General features: G+C 70.3%; 18 protein-coding genes. 6 read left to right on the top strand and 12 right to left on the bottom strand.

The features are described from left to right. Positions 1 to 241 precede the first annotated feature (241 nt). The 3 genes from edd to eda all read left to right on the top strand — a co-directional run bounded on the left by edd (position 242) and on the right by eda (position 3,529). Positions 242 to 2,074, top strand: coding sequence for a phosphogluconate dehydratase (edd, locus tag AC3A57_RS15345; protein WP_487579704.1), 1,833 nt, complete (start codon positions 242 to 244; stop codon positions 2,072 to 2,074). Positions 2,075 to 2,141: 67 nt separating this feature from the next. Next, positions 2,142 to 2,822 (top strand): HAD family hydrolase, encoded by a 681-nt coding sequence (locus tag AC3A57_RS15340; protein WP_064745944.1) that lies wholly within the window; start codon positions 2,142 to 2,144, stop codon positions 2,820 to 2,822. A gap of 59 nt (positions 2,823 to 2,881) precedes the next feature. Further along, positions 2,882 to 3,529 (top strand): bifunctional 4-hydroxy-2-oxoglutarate aldolase/2-dehydro-3-deoxy-phosphogluconate aldolase, encoded by a 648-nt coding sequence (eda, locus tag AC3A57_RS15335; RefSeq protein ID WP_487579703.1) that lies wholly within the window; start codon positions 2,882 to 2,884, stop codon positions 3,527 to 3,529. A 183-nt stretch (positions 3,530 to 3,712) separates the two neighbouring features. Here eda and AC3A57_RS15330 read toward each other — a convergent pair whose 3' ends face one another. The 10 genes from AC3A57_RS15330 to AC3A57_RS15285 form a co-directional block, all read right to left on the bottom strand. Further along, positions 3,713 to 4,759, bottom strand: a complete 1,047-nt coding sequence (locus tag AC3A57_RS15330; protein WP_487579702.1) for a LacI family DNA-binding transcriptional regulator — start codon at positions 4,757 to 4,759, stop codon at positions 3,713 to 3,715. A 63-nt stretch (positions 4,760 to 4,822) separates the two neighbouring features. Further along, complete coding sequence (locus AC3A57_RS15325) at positions 4,823 to 5,182, bottom strand: hotdog fold thioesterase (protein WP_487579881.1); 360 nt, start codon at positions 5,180 to 5,182, stop codon at positions 4,823 to 4,825. Between the two features lie 298 nt (positions 5,183 to 5,480). Continuing rightward, on the bottom strand, positions 5,481 to 5,666 hold the full coding sequence (locus tag AC3A57_RS15320) for a hypothetical protein (protein ID WP_487579701.1): 186 nt from the start codon (positions 5,664 to 5,666) through the stop codon (positions 5,481 to 5,483). Positions 5,667 to 6,092: 426 nt separating this feature from the next. Then, positions 6,093 to 6,521 (bottom strand): DUF4279 domain-containing protein, encoded by a 429-nt coding sequence (locus tag AC3A57_RS15315; protein WP_487579700.1) that lies wholly within the window; start codon positions 6,519 to 6,521, stop codon positions 6,093 to 6,095. Positions 6,522 to 6,683: 162 nt separating this feature from the next. Further along, positions 6,684 to 8,678 (bottom strand): phospholipase D family protein, encoded by a 1,995-nt coding sequence (locus tag AC3A57_RS15310; protein WP_487579699.1) that lies wholly within the window; start codon positions 8,676 to 8,678, stop codon positions 6,684 to 6,686. After that, on the bottom strand, positions 8,675 to 9,373 hold the full coding sequence (locus AC3A57_RS15305) for a YceI family protein (RefSeq protein WP_487579698.1): 699 nt from the start codon (positions 9,371 to 9,373) through the stop codon (positions 8,675 to 8,677). The genes AC3A57_RS15310 and AC3A57_RS15305 overlap by 4 nt, the downstream gene beginning before the upstream one ends. Beyond that, positions 9,364 to 9,840, bottom strand: coding sequence for a SixA phosphatase family protein (locus AC3A57_RS15300; RefSeq protein ID WP_221670830.1), 477 nt, complete (start codon positions 9,838 to 9,840; stop codon positions 9,364 to 9,366). Before AC3A57_RS15300 ends, AC3A57_RS15305 begins: the two co-directional genes overlap by 10 nt. Positions 9,841 to 9,997: 157 nt before the next feature. Beyond that, on the bottom strand, positions 9,998 to 10,627 hold the full coding sequence (locus AC3A57_RS15295) for a nucleotide-binding protein (protein ID WP_487579697.1): 630 nt from the start codon (positions 10,625 to 10,627) through the stop codon (positions 9,998 to 10,000). Between the two features lie 55 nt (positions 10,628 to 10,682). Then, positions 10,683 to 11,777: a hypothetical protein gene (locus AC3A57_RS15290; RefSeq protein ID WP_487579696.1), complete on the bottom strand. Its 1,095-nt coding sequence runs from the start codon at positions 11,775 to 11,777 to the stop codon at positions 10,683 to 10,685. A gap of 36 nt (positions 11,778 to 11,813) precedes the next feature. Beyond that, positions 11,814 to 12,716, bottom strand: a complete 903-nt coding sequence (locus tag AC3A57_RS15285) for an AEC family transporter (protein WP_487579695.1) — start codon at positions 12,714 to 12,716, stop codon at positions 11,814 to 11,816. Between the two features lie 373 nt (positions 12,717 to 13,089). On the opposite strand from AC3A57_RS15285, the gene AC3A57_RS15280 reads away from it, so the two are divergent. After that, positions 13,090 to 14,574: an AAA family ATPase gene (locus tag AC3A57_RS15280; protein ID WP_487579694.1), complete on the top strand. Its 1,485-nt coding sequence runs from the start codon at positions 13,090 to 13,092 to the stop codon at positions 14,572 to 14,574. A gap of 120 nt (positions 14,575 to 14,694) precedes the next feature. Here AC3A57_RS15280 and AC3A57_RS15275 read toward each other — a convergent pair whose 3' ends face one another. Beyond that, positions 14,695 to 15,048, bottom strand: coding sequence for a gamma-glutamylcyclotransferase family protein (locus AC3A57_RS15275; protein ID WP_487579693.1), 354 nt, complete (start codon positions 15,046 to 15,048; stop codon positions 14,695 to 14,697). 68 nt (positions 15,049 to 15,116) lie between these two features. Further along, positions 15,117 to 16,856 carry a gamma-glutamyltransferase gene (ggt, locus tag AC3A57_RS15270; RefSeq protein WP_487579692.1) on the bottom strand — a complete coding sequence of 580 codons (1,740 nt, stop codon included), beginning with the start codon at positions 16,854 to 16,856 and terminating at the stop codon, positions 15,117 to 15,119. Positions 16,857 to 17,142: 286 nt separating this feature from the next. On the opposite strand from ggt, the gene AC3A57_RS15265 reads away from it, so the two are divergent. Next, the gene (locus AC3A57_RS15265) at positions 17,143 to 18,648 is read left to right on the top strand and encodes a Tle-like phospholipase domain-containing protein (RefSeq protein ID WP_487579691.1); all 1,506 of its coding nucleotides are present in this window, start codon (positions 17,143 to 17,145) and stop codon (positions 18,646 to 18,648) included. A 358-nt stretch (positions 18,649 to 19,006) separates the two neighbouring features. Continuing rightward, the gene (locus AC3A57_RS15260; RefSeq protein WP_487579690.1) at positions 19,007 to 19,669 is read left to right on the top strand and encodes an ankyrin repeat domain-containing protein; all 663 of its coding nucleotides are present in this window, start codon (positions 19,007 to 19,009) and stop codon (positions 19,667 to 19,669) included. The last annotated feature ends 2 nt before the right edge of the window (positions 19,670 to 19,671 follow it).

Genomic DNA, 19,671 nt, shown 5'->3' with positions numbered 1-19,671 from the left:
CCGCCGCACCTTCGGCGCCCAAGACAGCCAAGCCCTGACTCCCTCCCCTCCCAAGTTACGGCTTTTGCTGTCGCCCCCTTCGGACGAAGGGGGCAGCGCCCGCCTCGCGGGCGTGGGGGGATTTGCTTTTGCCTCTGCTTCTGCGGAAGGTGTAGGAAGAGCAAATCCCCCCTAACCCCCCTTTTTCAAAGGGGGGAATTGGTCGGCGCTGTTGGAGGCGCCCCGAACGAACCGAGTACCCGTGAATACCCAACTGCACCCCGTAGTCGCGCAAGTCACGCAACGCATCGTCGAACGCAGCCGCGCGCGCCGTACCGCCTACCTGGCCCGGATCGAGGCGGCCAGCGGCAGCGGTCCGCATCGGCGGCGTCTGTCCTGCGGCAACCTGGCCCACGGTTTCGCCGCCTGCACGGTCGGCGACAAGCATGCGCTGCGCAGCGGCGTCGCGCCCAACCTGGGCATCGTCAACTCCTACAACGACATGCTCTCCGCGCATCAGCCGCTGGAGCGCTTTCCCGAACTGATCAAGAGCGCGGCGCGCGACTGCGGCGCCACCGCGCAGGTCGCCGGCGGCGTGCCGGCGATGTGCGACGGCGTCACCCAGGGCCGCGAAGGCATGGAGCTGTCGCTGTTCTCGCGCGACGTGATCGCGATGTCGACCGCGATCGCGCTGTCGCACGACATGTTCGACGCGGCGCTGTACCTGGGCGTGTGCGACAAGATCGTGCCGGGCCTGCTGATCGGCGCGCTGCAGTACGGCCACCTGCCGGGCATCTTCGTGCCGGCCGGGCCGATGACCTCGGGCCTGCCCAACGACGAGAAGTCGCGCGTGCGCCAGCGTTACGCCACCGGCGAGGCCAGCCGCGAGGAACTGCTCGAGGCCGAGGCGCGCAGCTATCACGGCCCCGGCACCTGCACCTTCTACGGCACCGCCAACTCCAACCAGATGCTGATGGAGATGATGGGCCTGCACCTGCCGGGCTCCAGCTTCGTCCATCCCAACACGCCGCTGCGCGATGCGCTCACCGCGCAGGCGGCGCAGCGCGCGGCGCAGATCACCGCGCTCGGCGACGACTACCGTCCGATCGGCCGGATCGTCGACGAACGCGCGATCGTCAACGGCGTGATCGGCCTGCACGCCACCGGCGGTTCGACCAACCACCTGCTGCATCTGATCGCGATGGCCGCGGCGGCCGGGATCGAACTGCGCCTGGAGGACTTCGACGCGCTGTCCTCGGCGATTCCGCTGCTGGCGCGGGTGTATCCGAACGGCAGCGCCGACGTGAACCATTTCCACGCCGCCGGCGGCCTGGCGTTCCTGATCGGCGAACTGCTCGACCACGGCCTGCTGCACGGCGACGTCGAAACCGTCGCCGGCCCCGGCCTGGCGCGCTACCGGGTCGAGGCGCGGCTGGCCGACGACGGCACGGTGGCCTACGTGCCCTCGGCGCCGGTCAGCGCCGACACCGCAGTGCTGCGCCCGGTCGCCGAGCCGTTCCGCGCCGACGGCGGCCTGCGCGTGCTCACCGGCAACCTCGGCACCGCCGCGATCAAGGTCTCGGCGGTGCCGGAAGACCGTTGGACGGTCGAGGCGCCGTGCCGGGTGTTCGCCGAACAGCACGAGGTCAAGCAGGCCTTCGAGCGCGGCGAACTCGACCGCGACGTGGTCGTGGTGGTGCGCTTCCAGGGCCCGCGCGCCAACGGCATGCCCGAGCTGCACCAGCTCACCCCGACCCTGACCGTGCTGCAGAAGCGCGGCCACCGCGTCGCCCTGGTCACCGACGGACGCATGTCCGGCGCCTCCGGCCAGGTGCCGGCGGCGATCCACGTCACCCCCGAAGCCAGCGCCGGCGGCCCCTTGGCCAAGCTGCGCGACGGCGACGTGTTGCGGGTGGATGCGGTGGCGGGCAGCTTGAGCGTGATCGAGCCGGCCGATTGGGCCGCGCGCGAGCAGGCCACGGCCGACCTGTCGGCGCACCACGTCGGTTTCGGCCGCGAGCTGTTCGCCGCCTTCCGCGGTTACGCGGCGCCGGCCGATCAGGGCGCCGGGGTGTTCCCGCCGCTGCCGCTATAGCCGATTTTTCGAATCCCGAATCCCGAATCCCGAATCCCGAATCCCGAATCCTCAATCCCGGCCCGCCATGCCCGCCCCCGTACGCACCACCTTCCTGTTCGACCTCGACGGCACGCTCGTCGACAGCGTTTACCAGCACGTGTTGGCGTGGAAGCACGCGCTCGATGCCGACGGCATTCCGCTGTCGGTGTGGCGCATCCACCGCAAGATCGGCATGAGCGGCGGCTTGTTCACCAATATCCTGCTGCGCGAGACCGGGATCGACATCACCCCGGAACGGGTCGAACGCCTGCACCGCCTGCACGCCCAGGCCTATGCCGCGCAGGCGACCCAGATCCGGCCGCTGCCGGGCGCGGTCGAGTTGCTCGCGTATCTGAGCGACAACGGCATTCCCTGGGCGATCGCCACCAGCGGCCGGATGGAGACCGCGCGCCACAACCTGGTCGCGCTCGGCGTCGATCCGGAGCGTTCGGTGGTCATCACCCGCGACATGGTCAAGCACGCCAAACCCGACCCGGACCTGTTCCTGGCCGCGGCCGACCAGGTCGGCGCCGACATCGAGCATTCGGTGGTGGTCGGCGACAGCATCTGGGACCTGCTCGCCGCGCGTCGCGCGCGTGCGCTCGGCGTGGGGCTGCTGTCGGGCGGCTACGGCCAGGAAGAACTCGAGCGCGCCGGCGCGTTCCGGGTTTACGAAGATCCGGCCGACCTGCTCAAGCACATCGACGAAGTCGCCGCGCGTCCTTGAGCGCGCATCTTCGGGCGAGCGTCTTTGAGCCAGCATTCCAGCTATCGGGAGTTACGGGCATGAGTTCGATCCAGGATCTGCAACAGCGCGTCGGCGCAGTGCTGGCGTTAGCGCCGGTGGTGCCGGTGCTGGTGATCGATGAGTTGAAGGACGCGGTGCCGCTGGCGCGCGCCCTGGTCGCCGGCGGCTTGCCGGCGATCGAAGTCACCTTGCGCACGCCGGTGGCGCTGGACGCGGTGCGCGCGATCGCGGCCGAAGTCGAAGGCGCTGCGGTCGGCGTCGGCAGCGTGCGCCGGCCGTCGGATTTCGCCGACGCGTTGAAGGCCGGCGCGACTTTCGCGGTGTCGCCGGGCAGTTCGCCGGGCCTGCTCGCCGCCGCGCGCGACATCGACCTGCCGTGGCTGCCCGGCGCGGCCACCGCCTCGGAAGCGATGGCGTTGTTGGAGCAGGGCTATACCCAGTTGAAATTCTTCCCGGCCGAATCGATCGGCGGCGCGACCGCGCTGAAAGGCATCGGCGGGCCGCTGCCGGAGCTGCGGTTCTGCGCCACCGGCGGGATCGGCGCGCACAACGCCGGCGAGTATCTGGCGTTGCACAACGTGCCCTGCGTGGGCGGCTCCTGGGTGGCGCCGGCGGCGGCGGTGCAGGCCGGCGATTGGGCCAGGATCGAAGCGCTGGCGCGCGAGGCGGCGGCGTTGCGCGGCTGAAACTGCTGTTCCCCCCTTTGAAAAAGGGGGGTAGGGGGGATTTGCTGTTGCTGTTGCTGTTGTTTAGAGCGTAAGAGCACAAGCCAAAACAAATCCCCCCTGCCCCCCTTTTTCAAAGGGGGGTAGTAGCAAAGGCAGAGGGGGGCGGTTGCCGCAGCGGTGGCTCGGCGCTATGGCTCGGCGCTATGCCGGCTGCGCCGGTCGCGGCGGCGCGGTCGAGCCGCGCACCACCAGGATCGGGCTGAAGCCTTCGTTGGCCGGCGCTTCCACCGGCTGGTCGGTCTCGCGGCGCAGCTCGGCGATCAGCCGGTACGCGGCATGCCGGGCGATCTCTTCGGTGGCCTGGCGCGCGGTGGTCAGGGTCGGCCAGGACTGCTTGGAGAACGGGCTGTCCTCGAAGCCGGCGATCGACAGGTCGTAAGGCACGTGCATCCCCGAGGACTTGGCCGCGGCCAGCACGCCGGCGGCGATCTCGTCGTTGCTGCCGAAGATCGCGGTCGGCCGGTCGGGCAGGGCGAACAGCCGGCGCGCGCCGCGGAAACCGTCGTCGAAGGAATAGTCGCCCGGCAACACCAGGTTTTCGTCCTCGCCGATGCCGTAGTCGGCCAGCGCCTGCGCATAGCCCTTGTAGCGTTCCCAACTGGAGCGGTGCGACTTGCCGCCCCACAGGAAACCGATGCGCTGATGGCCGAGCTGGATCAGATGCTCGGTGATGTCGTAGGCGGCGTCGCGATCGTCGACCCAGACGCAGGGCGAGCCGTCCTTGGGGTCTTCGGCGGCGGAGACGATGCGCACCAGCTTGATGCCGTGCGCGACCAGTTCGCTGACCAGTTCCATGCGTTCGGACATCGGCGGCGCCAGCACCAGCCCGGCCAGGCGCGCGCCCTGGACCAGGTCGATCAGGTCGGCGGCCAGCAGCGGCGAGGACGAGTCGCAGGGATGGATCTGCAGGCCGTAGCCGGTTTCGCGGCAGGCGGCGAGCACGCCGTTCTGCACGCTGATGATGTAGTACGGGTTCGGGTTGTCGTAGACCACGCCCAAGGCGTACGGCTGGGCGCTGCGCAGGCTGCGCGCCGACGGATCGGGCCGGTAGTCGAGTTCGGCGATGGCTTCGTGCACCCGCGCGCGGGTGCGCGCGCGGACGCCGGATTCGTCGTTGATCACCCGCGACACGGTCTTCAGCGAGACCTGGGCGAGTTCGGCGACGTCTTTGATGGTGGGTCGGCGCACGGGGCTCCTGCGGCGGCGCGGCCGGCGCGGGCGCGCCGTCGGAGGTCTAGCCTACTCGCCGGCTCAGGCCTTGGGTACCACGGCCAGGGTCAGGCGCGAGACGCAGGCCAGACGGCCGGCCTCGTCCTCGATGCGGATCTCCCACACCTGGGTGCTGGCGCCGACGTGCAGCGGCCGCGCGGTACCGGTGACCTGGCCTTGGCGCACGCCGCGCAGGTGATTGGCGTTGATCTCGATGCCGACGCAGACCTTGCCCTCCGGGCAGCACAGGTTGCCGGCGCTGCTGCCCAGGGTTTCGGCGAGCAGGACCGAGGCGCCGCCGTGCAGCAGGCCATAGGGCTGGTGGGTGCGGGCGTCGACCGGCATGGTGCCGCGCACGTAGTCGGGGCCGATTTCGGTGAAGACGATGCCGAGCGGTTCCATCGCGGTATTGCGCGAGAGCCGGTTGAGGTCGTCGACGGTGGTGGTGCCGCGGAACAGGGGACGCGCGGCGGAGGCGGGAGCGTTCATCGCTCCACGATAGCGGCGCGGACGGGGCCCGGCCAGTCGCGATGCGGCGGAAAGCGGACAGGCGCAGGTACTGCGCGGGCGTTGCGCGGAACTTCAAGAAGCCCGGATTCGGCGCGCCGGGCAATGATTGCGGGGGCGCGCCGATCCGGGTCGGGGTGAAGGTGGACGGAGACTTGCTGCGATCGGCCGGTCCATGGTCGGCGACCGGCGATCAGGCGAAGCGGAAGCGCGGCTGGACCCAGTTGCTGGCGTAGCTGCGGTTGCTGGCGTAGCCGCTGCTGTTGCCGTAGCCGACGCCGAAGTCGCGCTGGCGGTGCAGGTGGCGGACCGGAGCGACGGTCTTGGCGGCGGTCGGGGCGGTGGTGGCGACGGTGCGGGTGGTGGTCAGGGCGTTCATGGCGGTTTCCTTTTCCTCGTGTTGTGGAGTCGTAGTGCTTCGGTGTGTTGGTAAAGTACAACACCTGGTCTGGTTCCCACCCGTGCCGTAAGTCATGGTCCTTTCGGCGAGATCCTGAACAGGGGTTCCGGACTGGGCGGCGGGTGCTGGGCACCTGCCAGGGTTCGTAGATAGAGATGTCTTCCGGAGCGGCTTGGTTGCATCGCCGCGCCTATGACTGAAGACCTAGCCAGGGCGGAAAATGTGACCGCGCCGGGGCCGGGTTCTTTTCGCCGGGCTTACGCCGCTGCGGATGCCGGCGCCGGGGCGCCGTCTAGTTCAAGCGCGGTTGCCGTAGCCGCGCGACCGGCGGAAGAGCAAATCCCCGCGTCGACGCGGCCGCTGCAGGACTTCGGCCGACCCAGGGCGCAGCCTCGAAGCTCCAGATCAGTCGCGAATGATCGCGACGGTAAACCGGACCGGCAACGCCAGTTGGTTCAAGGTCGCGACAGCGGCGGCGTCCATGAAGAACTCGCTGGTGCCGCCTCCATCGTGCTCGGCCGTCTGGGCGATGAAGATGTCCACGAAAGCGTCTTCCACGCCGGGCAGGCTCGAGAGGTCGTTGCCGCTGGCCAGGAGTTCCGAAGCGATCTGCTGCAGCAGCAGCGGCAGGTCGATCGCCGATTTCGCGGTCCGGCTCGACTTCCACAGTCCTGTCCGTGCGACGATTTCCTTGCCGCTTTTGGCGATGGACTTCTGGCCACGTCGATGCGATTTCGTCGCTACGACGCCGAGGCGAGCGCTCAGCTCCTCAGGCATCAGATCATCGCCTTTGAGGTAGATCGCCACGGTGTGCAGCGCCTCGGCCTTGCTCATGTCGCTTCCCGGGTCTGTAGTGGGTTCACGCTGGCCGCTTGGTCTTATCGGCGGGGACAGCGGCTTGCGGGCTTAGCGGTTGCGGCAACACTGATTGCCGCATGCAACGATTGACCCGAAGGAGTCAGGACGAGGGCGCTGCTTCGACTCCCGACTCCCGACTCAAAGAATCGGCGCCAACCCTGCCCCGAAGGCGGTGAACATGCGCGTGGTCAAGCTCTTGACGCCCAGGTTGACCTCGGGGAAGTCGCCGACCGGCTTGTAGCAGGCGCGGAAGCCCGGGTCGTTGCGGTACAGCGGGTGCGGGCAGTTCGGGCCGGGCACGAACTCGTAGCTGGTCGCGTAGCGCACCGGCCACAGGTCGAAGATCGGCAGGTGTTCGGAGATCTTGGCCAGCGAGTACTCCAGCCCGGAGAACACCGGCGGCTTGTCGCGGCGCGCGATCACCCAGGAGTTGGCCGGCGCGATGTCGCGGCGGATGCTGTCGGCCAGGGCGCGGGCGAAGGCCGGATCGTCGATCACTACCGCGCTTTCGGTGTTGTAGTGGTCGCCGCGCGGGTCGAAGTTGTGGGTGCCGATCACGCCGATGCGTTCGTCGATCACCATCGACTTGGCATGCATGCCGATGCGCACGCCGGCGCGCTTGAGCGGCACCGGTTCGTTGCTGCGCCGGCGCGCGTAGCGGATCGCGGCGTACTCGCGCGCCAGCGGCTGGCGGTAGCGTTGGCCGTACAGCACGCTGCTGCGGTCGGGCAGGCTGCCGCGCGATCCGCTGCCCTGCAGGGCCACCCGGTTGGGCCGGCTGCGATCGCGCGGCCCGCTCTGGTCCGGGCCCTGCGATTCGGGCAGGCCGGGCAGGTCCAGGTCGGGCAACTGCGCGCCGGTGGCGGCGATGTCGATCGGCGCGTCGGCGGGGAAGGGCTTGTACTCGTAGATGTCGAAGCCGAACTCGCGCAGGTAGCGGCGCTTGTATTTGTACGACAGCGCGTAGGCGATGAAGGCGTCGGTCGCGGCCAGGCTGTTGGTCGAGACGATCACCCGCGGCGCGTCGGGGCGTTCGTGCAGGGTGCGGAACAATTGCTGGGCCGATTTCGACAGCACCAGATAGGGCGTTTGCAGCATCACCTCGTCGCGCGAGTTGGCGATCAGATTGCGCAGCGAGTCGGAAGCCAGCGCGGCGGCGGCGCTGTCCTCGCGGTGCTTGTCCGGGGTGTCGGAGATGTAGCGCACCGCGCCGACTTCCAGCGCCTGCGCGGCCAGCCGCTGGCGCACCTGCTCGGTGTCGGCCGCGTCCTCGCGCATCCGCGCGGCGCGCTGCGGGCGCTCGAACTCGGTCTTGGGCAGGGTCGGCACGCCCTGCTTGAGCAAACGCCGGCCGACGTCGCCGAGCCGCTCGACCGGAACGCTGCGGCGGTCGTTCCAGAACAGCTCGAAGTCGGCGCCCATCAGGTCGGCGACCGGGCCGGCGACCAGCACGTCGCGGTCGCGGAAGTTGTATTCGTCGTCCCAGTCGTAATAGTCGTCCTGGTAATTGCGGCCGCCGGCGATGCCGGTCTGGCGGTCGGCCAGCAACAGCTTGGTGTGCATGCGCTGGTTGAGCCGGCGCCAGCAGCAGGCCGCGGCCAGCACGTACTGCGGATAGCTGATCCGGGCGCGTTGCAGCACCGGGTTGTACAGCCGGACTTCGAAGTTGACGTGCGCGCCGGACAGCGCGGCCAGGGTATCGACGTGGCGCAGCGCCGACAGCTGGTCCAGCAACAGGCGCACGCGCACGCCGCGGCGCGCGGCGGCGAGCAGTTCGTCGAGCACCAGCTTGCCGGCGTCGTCCTCGTCGAAGATGTAGGTCTGCAGGTCCAGGCTACGGGTGGCGCCGCGGATCAGGTCCAGCCGCGCCAGCATCGCATCGGGGCCGCGGTCCAGGATCAGGGCGTAGTGGCGCGGCCGCTCCGGGGTCGAGGCGGCGCGCGCGCGCAGGCCCAGGTCGCGCAGCGGCGACACCTGGGCGCAGGCGTCGGCGGCCTGGCAGTCGACCTGCTGCGAGCGGGCCTGCGCGGCGATCTGGCTGGCGCGGTCGCGCTGCGCCGGACTCAGGGTCGCGCAGGCGGTCAGGCTCAGGGCCAGCAGGGCGGCGGTCAGGCCGCGCGGCACGGGGTTCAACGGGACGGCTCCTTGCGTTCCGTGCCGTCGCCGGCCGGAGTCTTGCTGTCGCTGGGTTTCGGGTCGGCCATTCTGAGGCCTGCAGGCTTCAACCGTACCTGCATGGTGAAGCGGACCCGGTCGCCGAGCGCGAGCTGCCAGCCGTCCAGGCGGTAATCGTAGCGGCTGACGCTGCCGTAGGCGTAGGCGTCGCAGTCCTCGCCCGGGCGGGCGCAGGCGCCGGGGGGCAGGACGAAGGTCTCCCAGCGGCTGACCCCGTGCAGGGTCAGCCGGCCGCGCAGCGGCCCGCCGGTGCGGACCAGGTCGGCGGCATGCGGCTCGGACACGAACTCGATGGCCGGGTAGCGGGCGGCGTCGAAGAAACGCTCGCCGCGCGCCAGCCGGGTGTAGCGCTCGGATTCGCCGACGACCACGGCGGTGGTGGCCAGGCGGATGCGGACCTGGTGGCGGCCGTCGGCCAGGGTCGCGACCTCGCCTTCGTAGCGTGGGAACTCGCCGGTGACCTTCTGCCCCCAGCGGGTGCGCAGTTCGAAACCGAAACGGGTGTGCAGCGGGTCGAAGCCCTGGCTGTGCGCCACGGCGGGCGGTTGCGCCAGGCCCGCGCCGGCGCACAGCGCCAGCGCGATGCCGCCCAGGGTCCGCCGGACCCGGCCTCGCCAGCGCATCGGCGCCGGCGCCGCCGGGTTCACGGCCACCAGAACTGGCTGAGCTGGGCGATGCCCGGTTCCAGGCCGGTGCCGGCCGGCACGGTGAGCACGGCGATGCCCGCCGGCGGCATGCCGCGATAGTCGCCGGACTGGCCGCTGTACAGCAGCGCCGCCAGCCGTTCCAGGCCCGGGTTGTGGCCGACCAGCATCAGCCGCTCGGCTTCCAGGTGGGTGTCGGCCAAGCCGATCAGGGTGCCCGGCGTGGCCTCGTAGATCGACGGCTCGATGCGCTGTTCGACGTAGCCGACCGCGCCGAGCACCGCCTCGAGGGTTTCGCGGGTGCGCCGCGACGGCGAGCACAGCACGCAGTCGGGCACCAGCTTGTTCTGCGCCAGCCAGCGCCCGGCGGCTTCGGCTTCGGCCAGTCCCTCGGCGGACAGCGGGCGGTCGAGGTCGGCCTGGCCTTGGGCGGCCGGCTCGGCGTGGGCATGACGCAGCAGGATCAATTCGCGCATGAGAGCCAGTGTGGTGAGGAAAGGAAACGGGCCGCGGCGGGGGCGCGAACGTGGTCGAAGCATGCCTGTCGGCGCGGGGGAAGGGTAGCGGCGCGGCGGCGGCGGGCGCGTGAACGCGCGCCGCGCAAGGCGGCGCCGGCGCGCGCGGACGGAAGGCTTACTTGCGGATCCACTTCAGCAGCGGTTGCCAGTCGGCCTGATGGTCGCGGATTTGCTGCGAGTGGTAGTCGAACAGGCTCTTGCCCAGCGCGGTCATGACCACGTAGGCCTGGCTGTCGCGGATCTGCCCGACCACCGGATAAGGCCATTCGCGCAGCAGCTCGACCGCCTGCTGCGAGGCGTTGGTCCAGGGCTTGAGCTTGTTGCCGACCAGGCCGACCCGGAGCTGGCCGCGGCGCACCCGCGGATGCTGGGCCAGGGTGTCGAGGAAGGGCACGGTGGCCTCGATGTCCAGGGTCGAGGGCTGCACCGGCACCAGCACCGCGTCGGCGATTTCGAGGAACCCGTCCAGGTCGTCGGCCATCGCCCCGGCCGGCGCGTCGATGACCGTGCGCTGGGCGTCTTCGGGCAGCTGCTTGCGCCAGGCCTTCTTGCGCGTGCCGTCCAGCGGCAAGACCGCGCTTTCCAGCACCGCGCGGCGCTGCGCCCAGCGGGTCGAGGAGCCCTGCGGATCGGCGTCGATCAAGGCCGTGCGCAACCCGTCCAAGGCCGCCTGCGCGGCGAGATGGGTCGCGATCGTGGTCTTGCCGACCCCGCCCTTGGAACTGGCCACCAGCACGGTCTTCATGCGAGCTCCCCTCCGGAAGGAACCCGCAGCGTACACCGGGGGCGGGGGCGGGTCATCACGGGGGCGGGGCGGGTTCGGGCAAGCGGCCGGTCAAAACCAGCGCGCGCGCGTTCTCGCCCTCCGGCAGCCAGTCCGGTGGAGCGCGGTCGCGGCCGGCAGCACGCAGGGCCGTATCGAAGGCGGCCACTTCGCCGACCCGCACCAGCGCCGCACCGAGCTGGGCGGGGTGCCGCAGTTCGCGCGCTTGTGCATTGCGCCAGTGAGCCTGGCGCAGGCGTTCGCGCCAGGCCGGGCCGCCGGCGTCGTCGGCCGTCAGGCGGGCCATCAGGCTCAGGCCGAGCATCTGGCCCATGAAGGTGTCCGAATCCGCCATCAGGGCACCGACCGCGGCGCAGTCGTTGCGGTACGGCGTCCGGTCTTCGCGGCAGCGCCGTTGGGACGCCCGGGCGATGGGCAGGTCGACCGCCATTCCGGCCAGGGTGGCGCGCATGTCGTCGGACGTGGCCGGTTCGATGCGTCCCTCGGTGAGATAGCGCCGGGTTTCGTCGTCCAGCGGCGGCAGCGGCACGCCTTGCAGCGCCTCGCGCACGCGGCTCCATTGGCTGCCGTAGTGCAGGTCGTAGCGGCGCGCTTGCGCGGCGCGGCGCAATGCGGCCGCGAAGCCGGCCTCGTCCGCGCGCGCGTCGGCGACATCGGCCGCCATCAGCCAGACCGCGGCATTGTCGGGTTCGCGCGCCTGCAGCCGGCGCAGTGCGGCATCCGCATCGCAGCCGTCCGCTATCGGCGACCGCGGTCCGGCGCACAGGATCGCCTGTTGCCAGTCGGCTTCGTCGGGCGCCAGCGCGCGTACGCTCGCGATCGTCCGCAGGCGTTCGCGCGCGAGCACCGCCGGGCCCTCCCCGTAGTAGCCGTCCAGCAACGGCTGCAGGCGCAGCAGGTCGAGCCGGCTGGCAGGGTCGGGGCGGGCGGACAAGGTTTCCAGGTGCCTGCGCAACGTCGTCTGGAACGCGTCGCGCCAGGCGGTGGACGCTTCGCTCGGCGCCTGGGATGCGCCGATGGTTCGGTTGCAGCCGGCGCCGAGCACGGCGGCGACCAGGGCGACGAACCATCCGGCCGCGAGGCGTTGGCGGAACCGCAGACGAGGCAACATGCGCTGGGCGACCGTGGCAGGCGAAGGCCGGTCAGCCTACAGCGACCCCGCCCACAGCGGCAGGGTCAGCAGGGACAGCATCAGGCCGTAGCCGACCATCGCCGCGGCCAGGCGCGGGGCCAGGTTGTGGGCGATGGCCAGGGCGCCGGCGGTGACCATCGACGGCATCGCCGATTCCAGCACCACGGTGCGGGCCGCTTCGCCGTGCAGGCCGAGCCAGGGCAGCAGCAGCCAGGCCAGGGCCGGCATCAGCGCCAGTTTCAGCGCCAGGCCGGCGGCCAGTGGCTTGAGTTCTTCGCGCGGCAGGGCCAGCTTCACCGACAGGCCGATCGTCAGCATCGCCAACGGCAGCAGAGCGTCGGACAGGCGCTGCAGGCCGCCGGCGATCCAAGCCGGCGGCTCGGCGGGCATGACGCTGAAGCCGATCAGCAGCGCCCACAGCGGCGGGAAGCGCAGCACCCGGCGCAGCATGTCGCGCGGGCCGGGGCGGGCGTCGCCGCCGTAGCGGGCCAGCACCCACAGGCCGAAGGTCGACAGGATCAGGAAGGCGCCGAACTGGTCGTAGACCACCGCATAGGGCAGGGCGTGTTCGCCGATCAGGGCGCGGGTCAGCGGGTAGCCGAGGAAGCTGGTGTTGCCCAGGGCCACGGTCAGCAGCAGCACCGCGCGTTCGTCGCGGCGCAGTGCCAGCAGCCGCGCCAGCAGGCCGACCGACAGCACGGTCGCGCCGAGCAGCAGCCAGGGCACCGCGGCGACGCCGAGCAGGGCCGGCTCCAGTTGCAGGCGCGGCGCGTAGCGCAGCACCGCGGCCGGCAGGCAGACGTAGAGCACGATCAGGTTCAGGGTCTGGGCGGCGTTGTCCGGCAGCGCGCGCAGGCGCTGGAACGAATAGCCCAGCGCCAGCATGGCCAGGATCAGGGCGTAGGCGTCGAAGGCCATGGGCGGTGGAGTCGTCGATACGCGGAAGTGCCTCAGGCGATGGTCGCGGTTGCGGGGCGCGGGCTCAAGGCGGCTTTCGGGTTAGGGGCGGTAGGGGGCGTGACGCGCCAGCGGAGGGGAGAGCAAAAAGCAAATCCCCCTGGCCCCCTTTTTCGAAGGGGGGAACCCCATCTTGTGTCGGCGCTTGCTGTCGCCGGCTTGGAAGCCGGCGTGGAGCCGGCTTGGAGCCGGCGTGGATGTTGCCGTTGCCGCCTTTGCAAAGGGGGCGGCGACCGCGCAGCGGGCGCGGGGGATTTGCTTATGCTCTTGCTCCTGCTTCGTCAGTCCAGCCGCAGCGCCCGTATCATGGGTGTTCCACGGAAGACCTGCCCCGATGAGCGACCTGCAAGACCTGACCGCGCTGATCCGCTCCAATACCGCCCTGATCGTGATCGAGACCCGCGACGAAGCGCGCGTGGTCGAGCTGTTCCGCCAGGCGCTGATGAACGTCTGGCGCGCGCTGCATCGCTGGTCGATCACCGAGGGCCTGCGCCGGATCGACCTGGATCGCGAGGACCAGGCCGAGGTCGCGCCGGACATCTCGACCACCTTGCAGGCGATCCGCGAGGCCGACCAGCGCGGCATCTATCTGCTGTTCGACGCCCATCCCTACCTGGGCTACGCCAGCACCCAGCGCCAACTGCGCGAGATCGCCCAGCGCCGCGACTGCGAGCCGCATGTGCTGGTACTGGTCGGGCATCAGGTCGAGCTGCCGCCGGACCTGGATTCGCTGGCGGTGCGCTTCGCTCCGCGCCTGCCCGACGCGAACGCCCTGCTCAAGCTGGTGCGCGAGGAAGCGGCCAACTACATGCGCGAGCACGGCGGCCGCCGGGTCGAGAGCGATGCCGAGGCGGTCGAGCAGATCGTGCGCAACCTGCGCGGCCTGGACCTGGTCGACGCGCGCCGCATCGCCCGCCATCTGATCTTCCGCGACGGCGCGATCGGTCCGGACGACCTGCCGGAACTGGCCAAGCTCAAGTTCGAGTTGCTCAACCGCTCCGGTCATCTGCATTACGAATACGACAGCGCGCGCATGAGCGAAGTCGCCGGTGCGCGCCGGCTCAAGCGTTGGGTCGAACAGCGCCGCAGCGTGTTCACCGGCGCCCAGCCGCCGCCGGGTCTGGATCCGCCCAAGGGAATGCTGCTGCTCGGCGTGCAGGGCTGCGGCAAGTCGATGCTGGCCAAGGCGGTCGCCTCCGGTTTCGGCGTGCCCTTGCTGCGCCTGGACTTCGGCACCCTGTACGACAAGTTCCACGGCGAGACCGAAAAGAACCTGCGCGCCGCGCTGGCCTCGGCCGAGCAGTTGGCGCCGGCGGTGCTGTGGATCGACGAAATCGAGAAGGGCCTGGCTTCCGGCGGCGATGGCGACGGCGGCGTGTCGCGGCGCGTGCTCGGCTATCTGCTGACCTGGATGGCCGAGCGCAAATCCCGGCTGTTCCTGGTCGCGACCGCGAACCAGATCGAGGCGTTGCCGCCGGAACTGCTGCGCAAGGGCCGCTTCGACGAAATCTTCTTCGTCGACCTGCCGGTGGCGGAGGTGCGCGAGGAATTGTTCGCCGCCCATCTGCGCAAGCGCGCGCTGGAGCCGCAGCAGTTCGATCTGCCCGCGCTGGCCGCGGCCAGCGAGGGCTTCTCGGGTGCCGAGATCGAACAGGCCATCGTCGCCGCGCTGTACGCCGCGCACGCCGCCGGCGCGCCGTTGTCGGACTTCGTCCTGCGCGGCGAGCTCAAGCAGACCCGGCCGCTGTCGGTGACGATGGCCGAGCAAGTGCAGGCGCTGCGCGCGTGGGCGCACGGACGCACCGTCGCGGCGGATTGAGCGCGCGCCGGTTTCGGGCGCGATGCATGAGGGGATGCGACGGCGACCGCCATGGCCACGATCGTCGCTGCGGCGTTGAAGGGGGCGGGCCGCTGCGGCGCCGAATGCCGCGGCGCGGCGTCAGCCGCGCCGCTTGACGTATACCCAGGCGCGTTGCCCGGAGGCCAGTTCGGCCTGCACGCGTTCGTACTCGTCCACTTCGTACGCGTCGGCCCGCGCCAGTTCCGCGGCGCTGATCGCGAACACCGTGCCGTCGACGCGGTCGTGCGGGTCGCCGCTGGCTTCGACGATGGGGTGATGGGCCTCGCCGCTGGTGGCGACGACCTGCGGGTCTTCGATTCTGACCATGGTGCGGCGGAAGCCGGTCAGGGCGTCGGCCTGGCCCTGCAGCAGGCGGCCGAAGGTGGCCTGCTGCACCGCCGGCAGTTGCAGGGTGCCGTAGGAGAACAGGCGTTGATCGTAGGCGTCGGTCATACAGATGTCCGCGATAAAGGAGCAGAGGCTTTTGTAGGAGCGACGTACGCCGCCGAGAAGGCGGTCGATCAATAGCCGGCCGCCTGGCCGTCCTTGCGCGATTCGCTGGCGCCGATGTAACCGCCGTGCGGGTTGACCATGATCGCCTGGTAGCCGCCGTAAGGCCCGTGGGCGAAGCGCACGCTGTGGCCGCGGCGCATCAGCTCGCGCACGGTTTCGTACGGGTAGCCGGTCTCCAGGTCGAGCTCGCCGCCGTCGCTCATCGCCGTGGCCTGCCCAGCCGGTTCGGTCGAACCGTCGTGCTGGATCCGCGGCGCGTCGCCGGCTTCCTGCAGGTTCATGCCGAAGTCGATCAGGTTGATCAGGATCTGCGCATGCCCCTGCGGCTGCATCGCCCCGCCCATCACCCCGAACGACAGCCAGGGCTTGCCGTCCTTGGTCACGAACGCGGGAATGATGGTGTGGAACGGGCGCTTGCCCGGCGCGAACGAGTTCGGGTGCCCTTCCTTGAGTACGAACTGCTCGCCGCGATCCTGGAAGATGAAGCCCAGTCCCGGCGGCGCCATGCCGCTGCCCATGCCGCGGTAGTTGGACTGGATCAGCGAGACCATCATGCCGTCGGCGTCGGCCACGGTCAGATAGATGGTGTCGCCCTGGTCGAGCTGCGCCGGCGTCGCCGGCTGCGCCTCGCGCAGCGCCTTGTCCATCGAGATCAGCTTGCGCCGCTGCGCGGCGTAGTCCTTGGAGATCAGCTTGGCCACCGGCGAAGATTTCTCGAACGCCGGGTCGGCGTACCAGCGCGCGCGGTCGGCGAAGGCCAGCTTCTTGGCTTCGGCGAACAGGTGCACGTGCTCGACGCTGCCGAAGCCGTGCGACTTCAGGTCGTAGCCTTCCAGGATGTTGAGGATCTGCAGCGCGGCGATGCCCTGGCCGTTCGGCGGCAGTTCCCAGACATCGTAGCCGCGGTAATTGCTGCTGACCGGCTCGACCCACTCGCCGCGGTGCTCGGCCAGGTCCTCGTAGCGCAGGAAGCCGTCGTTGGCTTTGAAATAGGCATCGATGGTGCGGGCGATGTCGCCCTGGTAGAACGCGTCGCGGCCGCCGTGGGCGATCCGTTCCAGGGTGTCGGCCAGGTTCGGGTTCTTCCACATCTCGCCGGTTCGCGGGGCGCGGCCGTCGACGGTGAACTGTTCCTTGAAGCCCGGCCACTTCGACAGCCGCGGCACCGAGGCGTTCCAGTAGTAAGCGATCACCTCGTGCACCGGATGGCCTTCGCGCGCGTAACGGATCGCCGGCGCCAGGTTCTGCGCCATCGGCTTGCGGCCGAAGCGCTGGTGCAGGGCGAACCATGCGTCGACCGTGCCGGGCACGGTGACCGGCAGCGGGCCGTGCGGCGGCACTTCCTTGAGCCCGCGCTTCTCGAACTCGGCCAGGCTCAGCGCCTTGGGCGAGCGGCCGGAGCCGTTGTAGCCGTAGAGCTTCTTGCTCTTGGGGTCCCACACGATCGCGAACAGATCGCCGCCGATGCCGTTGCCGGTCGGCTCCATCAGCCCGAGCGCGGCGTTGGCGGCGATCGCCGCGTCGATCGCGCTGCCGCCGGCCTTCATCGTGTCCAGCGCGATTTGGGTGGCCAGCGGGTGCGAGGTCGCGGCGATCGCGTGCGGGGCGTAGACCTCGCTGCGGGTGGCGAACGGCTGGCCGCCGATGCGGTCGGCCGCCGGCGCGGTGCCGGGCAGGGCGAGGGCGCAGGCCAGGGCGAGCGCGGCGCGCAGCGCCGGCCGGCGTCGCGCGGGGATCGGTCGGGACATGAAGGCTCTCTCCAGGGGACGAGCGACGATAGCGCAGCCGGACCCGGCTACGCCCGGGCCGAAGGAAAGGGGCGCAGGGGGTTAAGCCGGCCTGCTCATGCGGAGGAAAGGGACGGAGGAGGTTAAGCCGCCTGGCTCATGCCGGCCGGCCGATGCCGCGGTGCGGCTCAACCCCCTGCGTTCCCGGGGGCGACCTAGGGTCGACCCTAGCTGGGGAAGGCACCAGCTTTGTGCCGATCCTGTCATCCCATACGCTGCCGTCCAGATAACGGAACAGGGCCTTGCCATGAGCTTTCCGGAATTCTCCAACCCGCTGCTGCGTTTCGCGCAACTGCCCGGGCTGATCGACCAGCTGCTGCACCAGCAACAGCCGCAGCAGCCGGCGACGCCGGCCCCGGTGATCGAGCAGGCGCCGGCCGCGCCGATCGAGCTGCCCTACAGCCCGCATGCGCCGGTGCCGAAGGCCGAGACCAAGCCGCTCAGCGAGCAGCTGTACGGCCAGCAGCCGCAGAAGGAAATCGATACCGCCCTGGCCGAGCTGTCCAGCGATGTCTACGACACCGAAGGCAAGGGCGCCGCCGGCTGGACCCGGTTGAGCCCGGAGCAGGTCAGCGCGCTCAAGACCCCGGACGGCAAGCCGGCCGGCATCGACCCGGCCGACCTGGAGGTCGAAAGCTCGGGCTTCCGCGCCGCGATCTACACCAACGGCAACGGCCAGTACGTGGTCGCCTTCGCCGGCACCAACGGCTACAACCCGATCGGCGACGGCGACATCGCCAACGACGTCGGCCAGGGTCTGGGCTTCAACACCAGCCAGTACAAGCAGGCGGTGGCGCTGGCCAAGGAAGCCGAAGCCGCGTTCGGCGACAACGTGGTCTACACCGGCCACTCGCTCGGCGGCGGCCTGGCCTCGACCGCCGCCCTGGCCACCGGCAACACCGCGGTGACCTTCAATGCCGCCGGCCTCAGCAACGACACCCTGCGCGACCTGGGCTTCAGCCCGCACGAAGCGCGCTCGCAGGCCGAGGACGGGCAGATCCGCCGCTACAACGTCGACGGCGATCCGCTGACCGGCGTGCAGCAAAGCGTCGAAGTGCTCAACGGCATGCCCGACGCGGTCGGCTACGAGCTCAACCTCAAGCATCCGGAAGGTTGGCCCAACGTGCTCAGCGCGCACGGCAGCGCGACCGTGATCGAGGCGATGAAGACCCAGACGCCGACCCCGACCGAGAGCACCGAGGGCGACGAACTCGGCGCGCTCGACGCGATGGCCGAGACCGTGTCCGAGACCGGCATCGACCTGCTCGGCGACGGCATCCAGGAAGTGGTCGACCTCGGCGTCGACGCCTTCAACGTCGGCTACGACTTCGGCGGCGACCTCGACGGCGTGATCAACAACGAATACGCCAACGGCCGCTATGTCGACGGCACGCTGAAGCTGGCCGGCGACGTAACCGAAGGCCTGCTCAACCTGACCGGCGACGTCGCCGAAGGCGCGTTCGACCTGACCGGCGACGTGCTGCAGGGCGCCGGCGAACTGAGCGGCGGCCTGATCCGCGACCTCGGCGAATACGTCGGCCTGGAAGGCGCCGGCGACACCGTCGGCGGTTGGCTCGAGGATGGCGGTCAGTGGTTCGGCGCGCGCGCCGAGGACCTGGGCGACATCAGCGAGGCGGTGATCGACGGCGTCGGCACCGCGGCCGAGGCGACCTTCGACGTGGTCGGCGACGTGGCCGAGGGCACGGTCAACGTGGTCAAGGACGTCGGCAGCTTCCTCAATCCCTTCGATTGAGCGCGCGGGCGCGCTGAGAGCCTAGCCCGCGACGGGCCCGGCATTGCGGCTGCGCCGGGAACCGATGTTGCCCGTGGGGGCAGGAGCTCCGGCTTTGGCTCTTCCGTTTAAAGCCGCACTTCGGAAGGCATCGGCCATGCCGACGCAGGCACCCGTAAGCCGCGCTGCGCACGCCGCGACTGACTTCGCAGCGGCCGGCGCCGGCCTGCGTTAGCATCGGCCGATGCAGCGAACCCAGGTACCTGCCATGTCCGCGTACTCCTCGCTCCTGCGGCGCCTGTCCTCGCGCGTGATGGCCGCCGCCGTCTTGCTTATGCTGTCGGTCTGCACGGCGTGTGCCGGCCCTGGGAGCGGATCGATGCAAGCCAGCGAAGTTTTCCCCGACCTGCGCAACGCCGAACTGGCCGAGGCGGCCGCCGAAGGCAACGGTGCGCGCGTGCGCGAGTTGGTCGCCGCCGGCGCCGACCCCAACGCGCGCGGCGCCAAGGGCGTGACCCCGTTGCAGTGGGCGTTGTACCACCGCAGCACCGACGGCCTGAAGGCGCTGCTCAGCGCCGGCGCCGATCCCGCGGTCGGCAGCGACGACGGCATGACGGTGCTCCACCTGGCGGCGATGGCCAATGATCCGCGCCTGCTGCGCGCGCTGCTCGACCAGGGCGTGGACCCGAACCTGCCCAACACCGTTACTCGCGCCAGCGCGCTGGCGTCGGCGTTGATGGGCGAGCGCGAGGAGAACTTCGAAGCCTTGTTGGCCGCCGGGGCCAAGCCCGATCTGGCCGACCGTACCGGCAACACCCCGCTGCACGAGGCGGCCAAGGTCAACGAATTCGGCCATGCTCTGACCCTGCTCAAGGCCGGCGCCAGCCCGAACGCACGCAACGTGCAGGGCGCGAGCTTCCAGCGCTTCATGTTCATGACCCCGAGCAAGCTGCTCAACGCCCAAACCCGCGACCAGCGCGAAGCGGTGGTGGAATGGCTGCGCGAGCACCGGATTCCGATCGAGGACGCGCAGGCCAAGTGAGC

The sequence above is a fragment of the Lysobacter sp. Soil_C_15 genome (genome assembly GCF_057657315.1).
Note: the sequence above shows the minus strand (reverse complement) of the source record. Positions and strands in the feature narration are given on the sequence as shown.

Bases quoted from the DNA above. Each gene is read 5' to 3' on its own strand.
- AC3A57_RS15340 (WP_064745944.1), top strand. From the start codon at position 2,142: ATGCCCGCCCCCGTACGCACCACCTTCCTGTTCGACCTCGACGGCACG.
- eda (WP_487579703.1), top strand. From the start codon at position 2,882: ATGAGTTCGATCCAGGATCTGCAACAGCGCGTCGGCGCAGTGCTGGCG.
- AC3A57_RS15325 (WP_487579881.1), bottom strand. From the start codon at position 5,182: ATGGAACCGCTCGGCATCGTCTTCACCGAAATCGGCCCCGACTACGTG.
- AC3A57_RS15320 (WP_487579701.1), bottom strand. From the start codon at position 5,666: ATGAACGCCCTGACCACCACCCGCACCGTCGCCACCACCGCCCCGACC.
- AC3A57_RS15315 (WP_487579700.1), bottom strand. From the start codon at position 6,521: ATGAGCAAGGCCGAGGCGCTGCACACCGTGGCGATCTACCTCAAAGGC.
- AC3A57_RS15300 (WP_221670830.1), bottom strand. From the start codon at position 9,840: ATGCGCGAATTGATCCTGCTGCGTCATGCCCACGCCGAGCCGGCCGCC.
- AC3A57_RS15295 (WP_487579697.1), bottom strand. From the start codon at position 10,627: ATGAAGACCGTGCTGGTGGCCAGTTCCAAGGGCGGGGTCGGCAAGACC.
- AC3A57_RS15290 (WP_487579696.1), bottom strand. From the start codon at position 11,777: ATGTTGCCTCGTCTGCGGTTCCGCCAACGCCTCGCGGCCGGATGGTTC.
- AC3A57_RS15285 (WP_487579695.1), bottom strand. From the start codon at position 12,716: ATGGCCTTCGACGCCTACGCCCTGATCCTGGCCATGCTGGCGCTGGGC.
- AC3A57_RS15280 (WP_487579694.1), top strand. From the start codon at position 13,090: ATGAGCGACCTGCAAGACCTGACCGCGCTGATCCGCTCCAATACCGCC.
- AC3A57_RS15275 (WP_487579693.1), bottom strand. From the start codon at position 15,048: ATGACCGACGCCTACGATCAACGCCTGTTCTCCTACGGCACCCTGCAA.
- ggt (WP_487579692.1), bottom strand. From the start codon at position 16,856: ATGTCCCGACCGATCCCCGCGCGACGCCGGCCGGCGCTGCGCGCCGCG.
- AC3A57_RS15265 (WP_487579691.1), top strand. From the start codon at position 17,143: ATGAGCTTTCCGGAATTCTCCAACCCGCTGCTGCGTTTCGCGCAACTG.
- AC3A57_RS15260 (WP_487579690.1), top strand. From the start codon at position 19,007: ATGCAAGCCAGCGAAGTTTTCCCCGACCTGCGCAACGCCGAACTGGCC.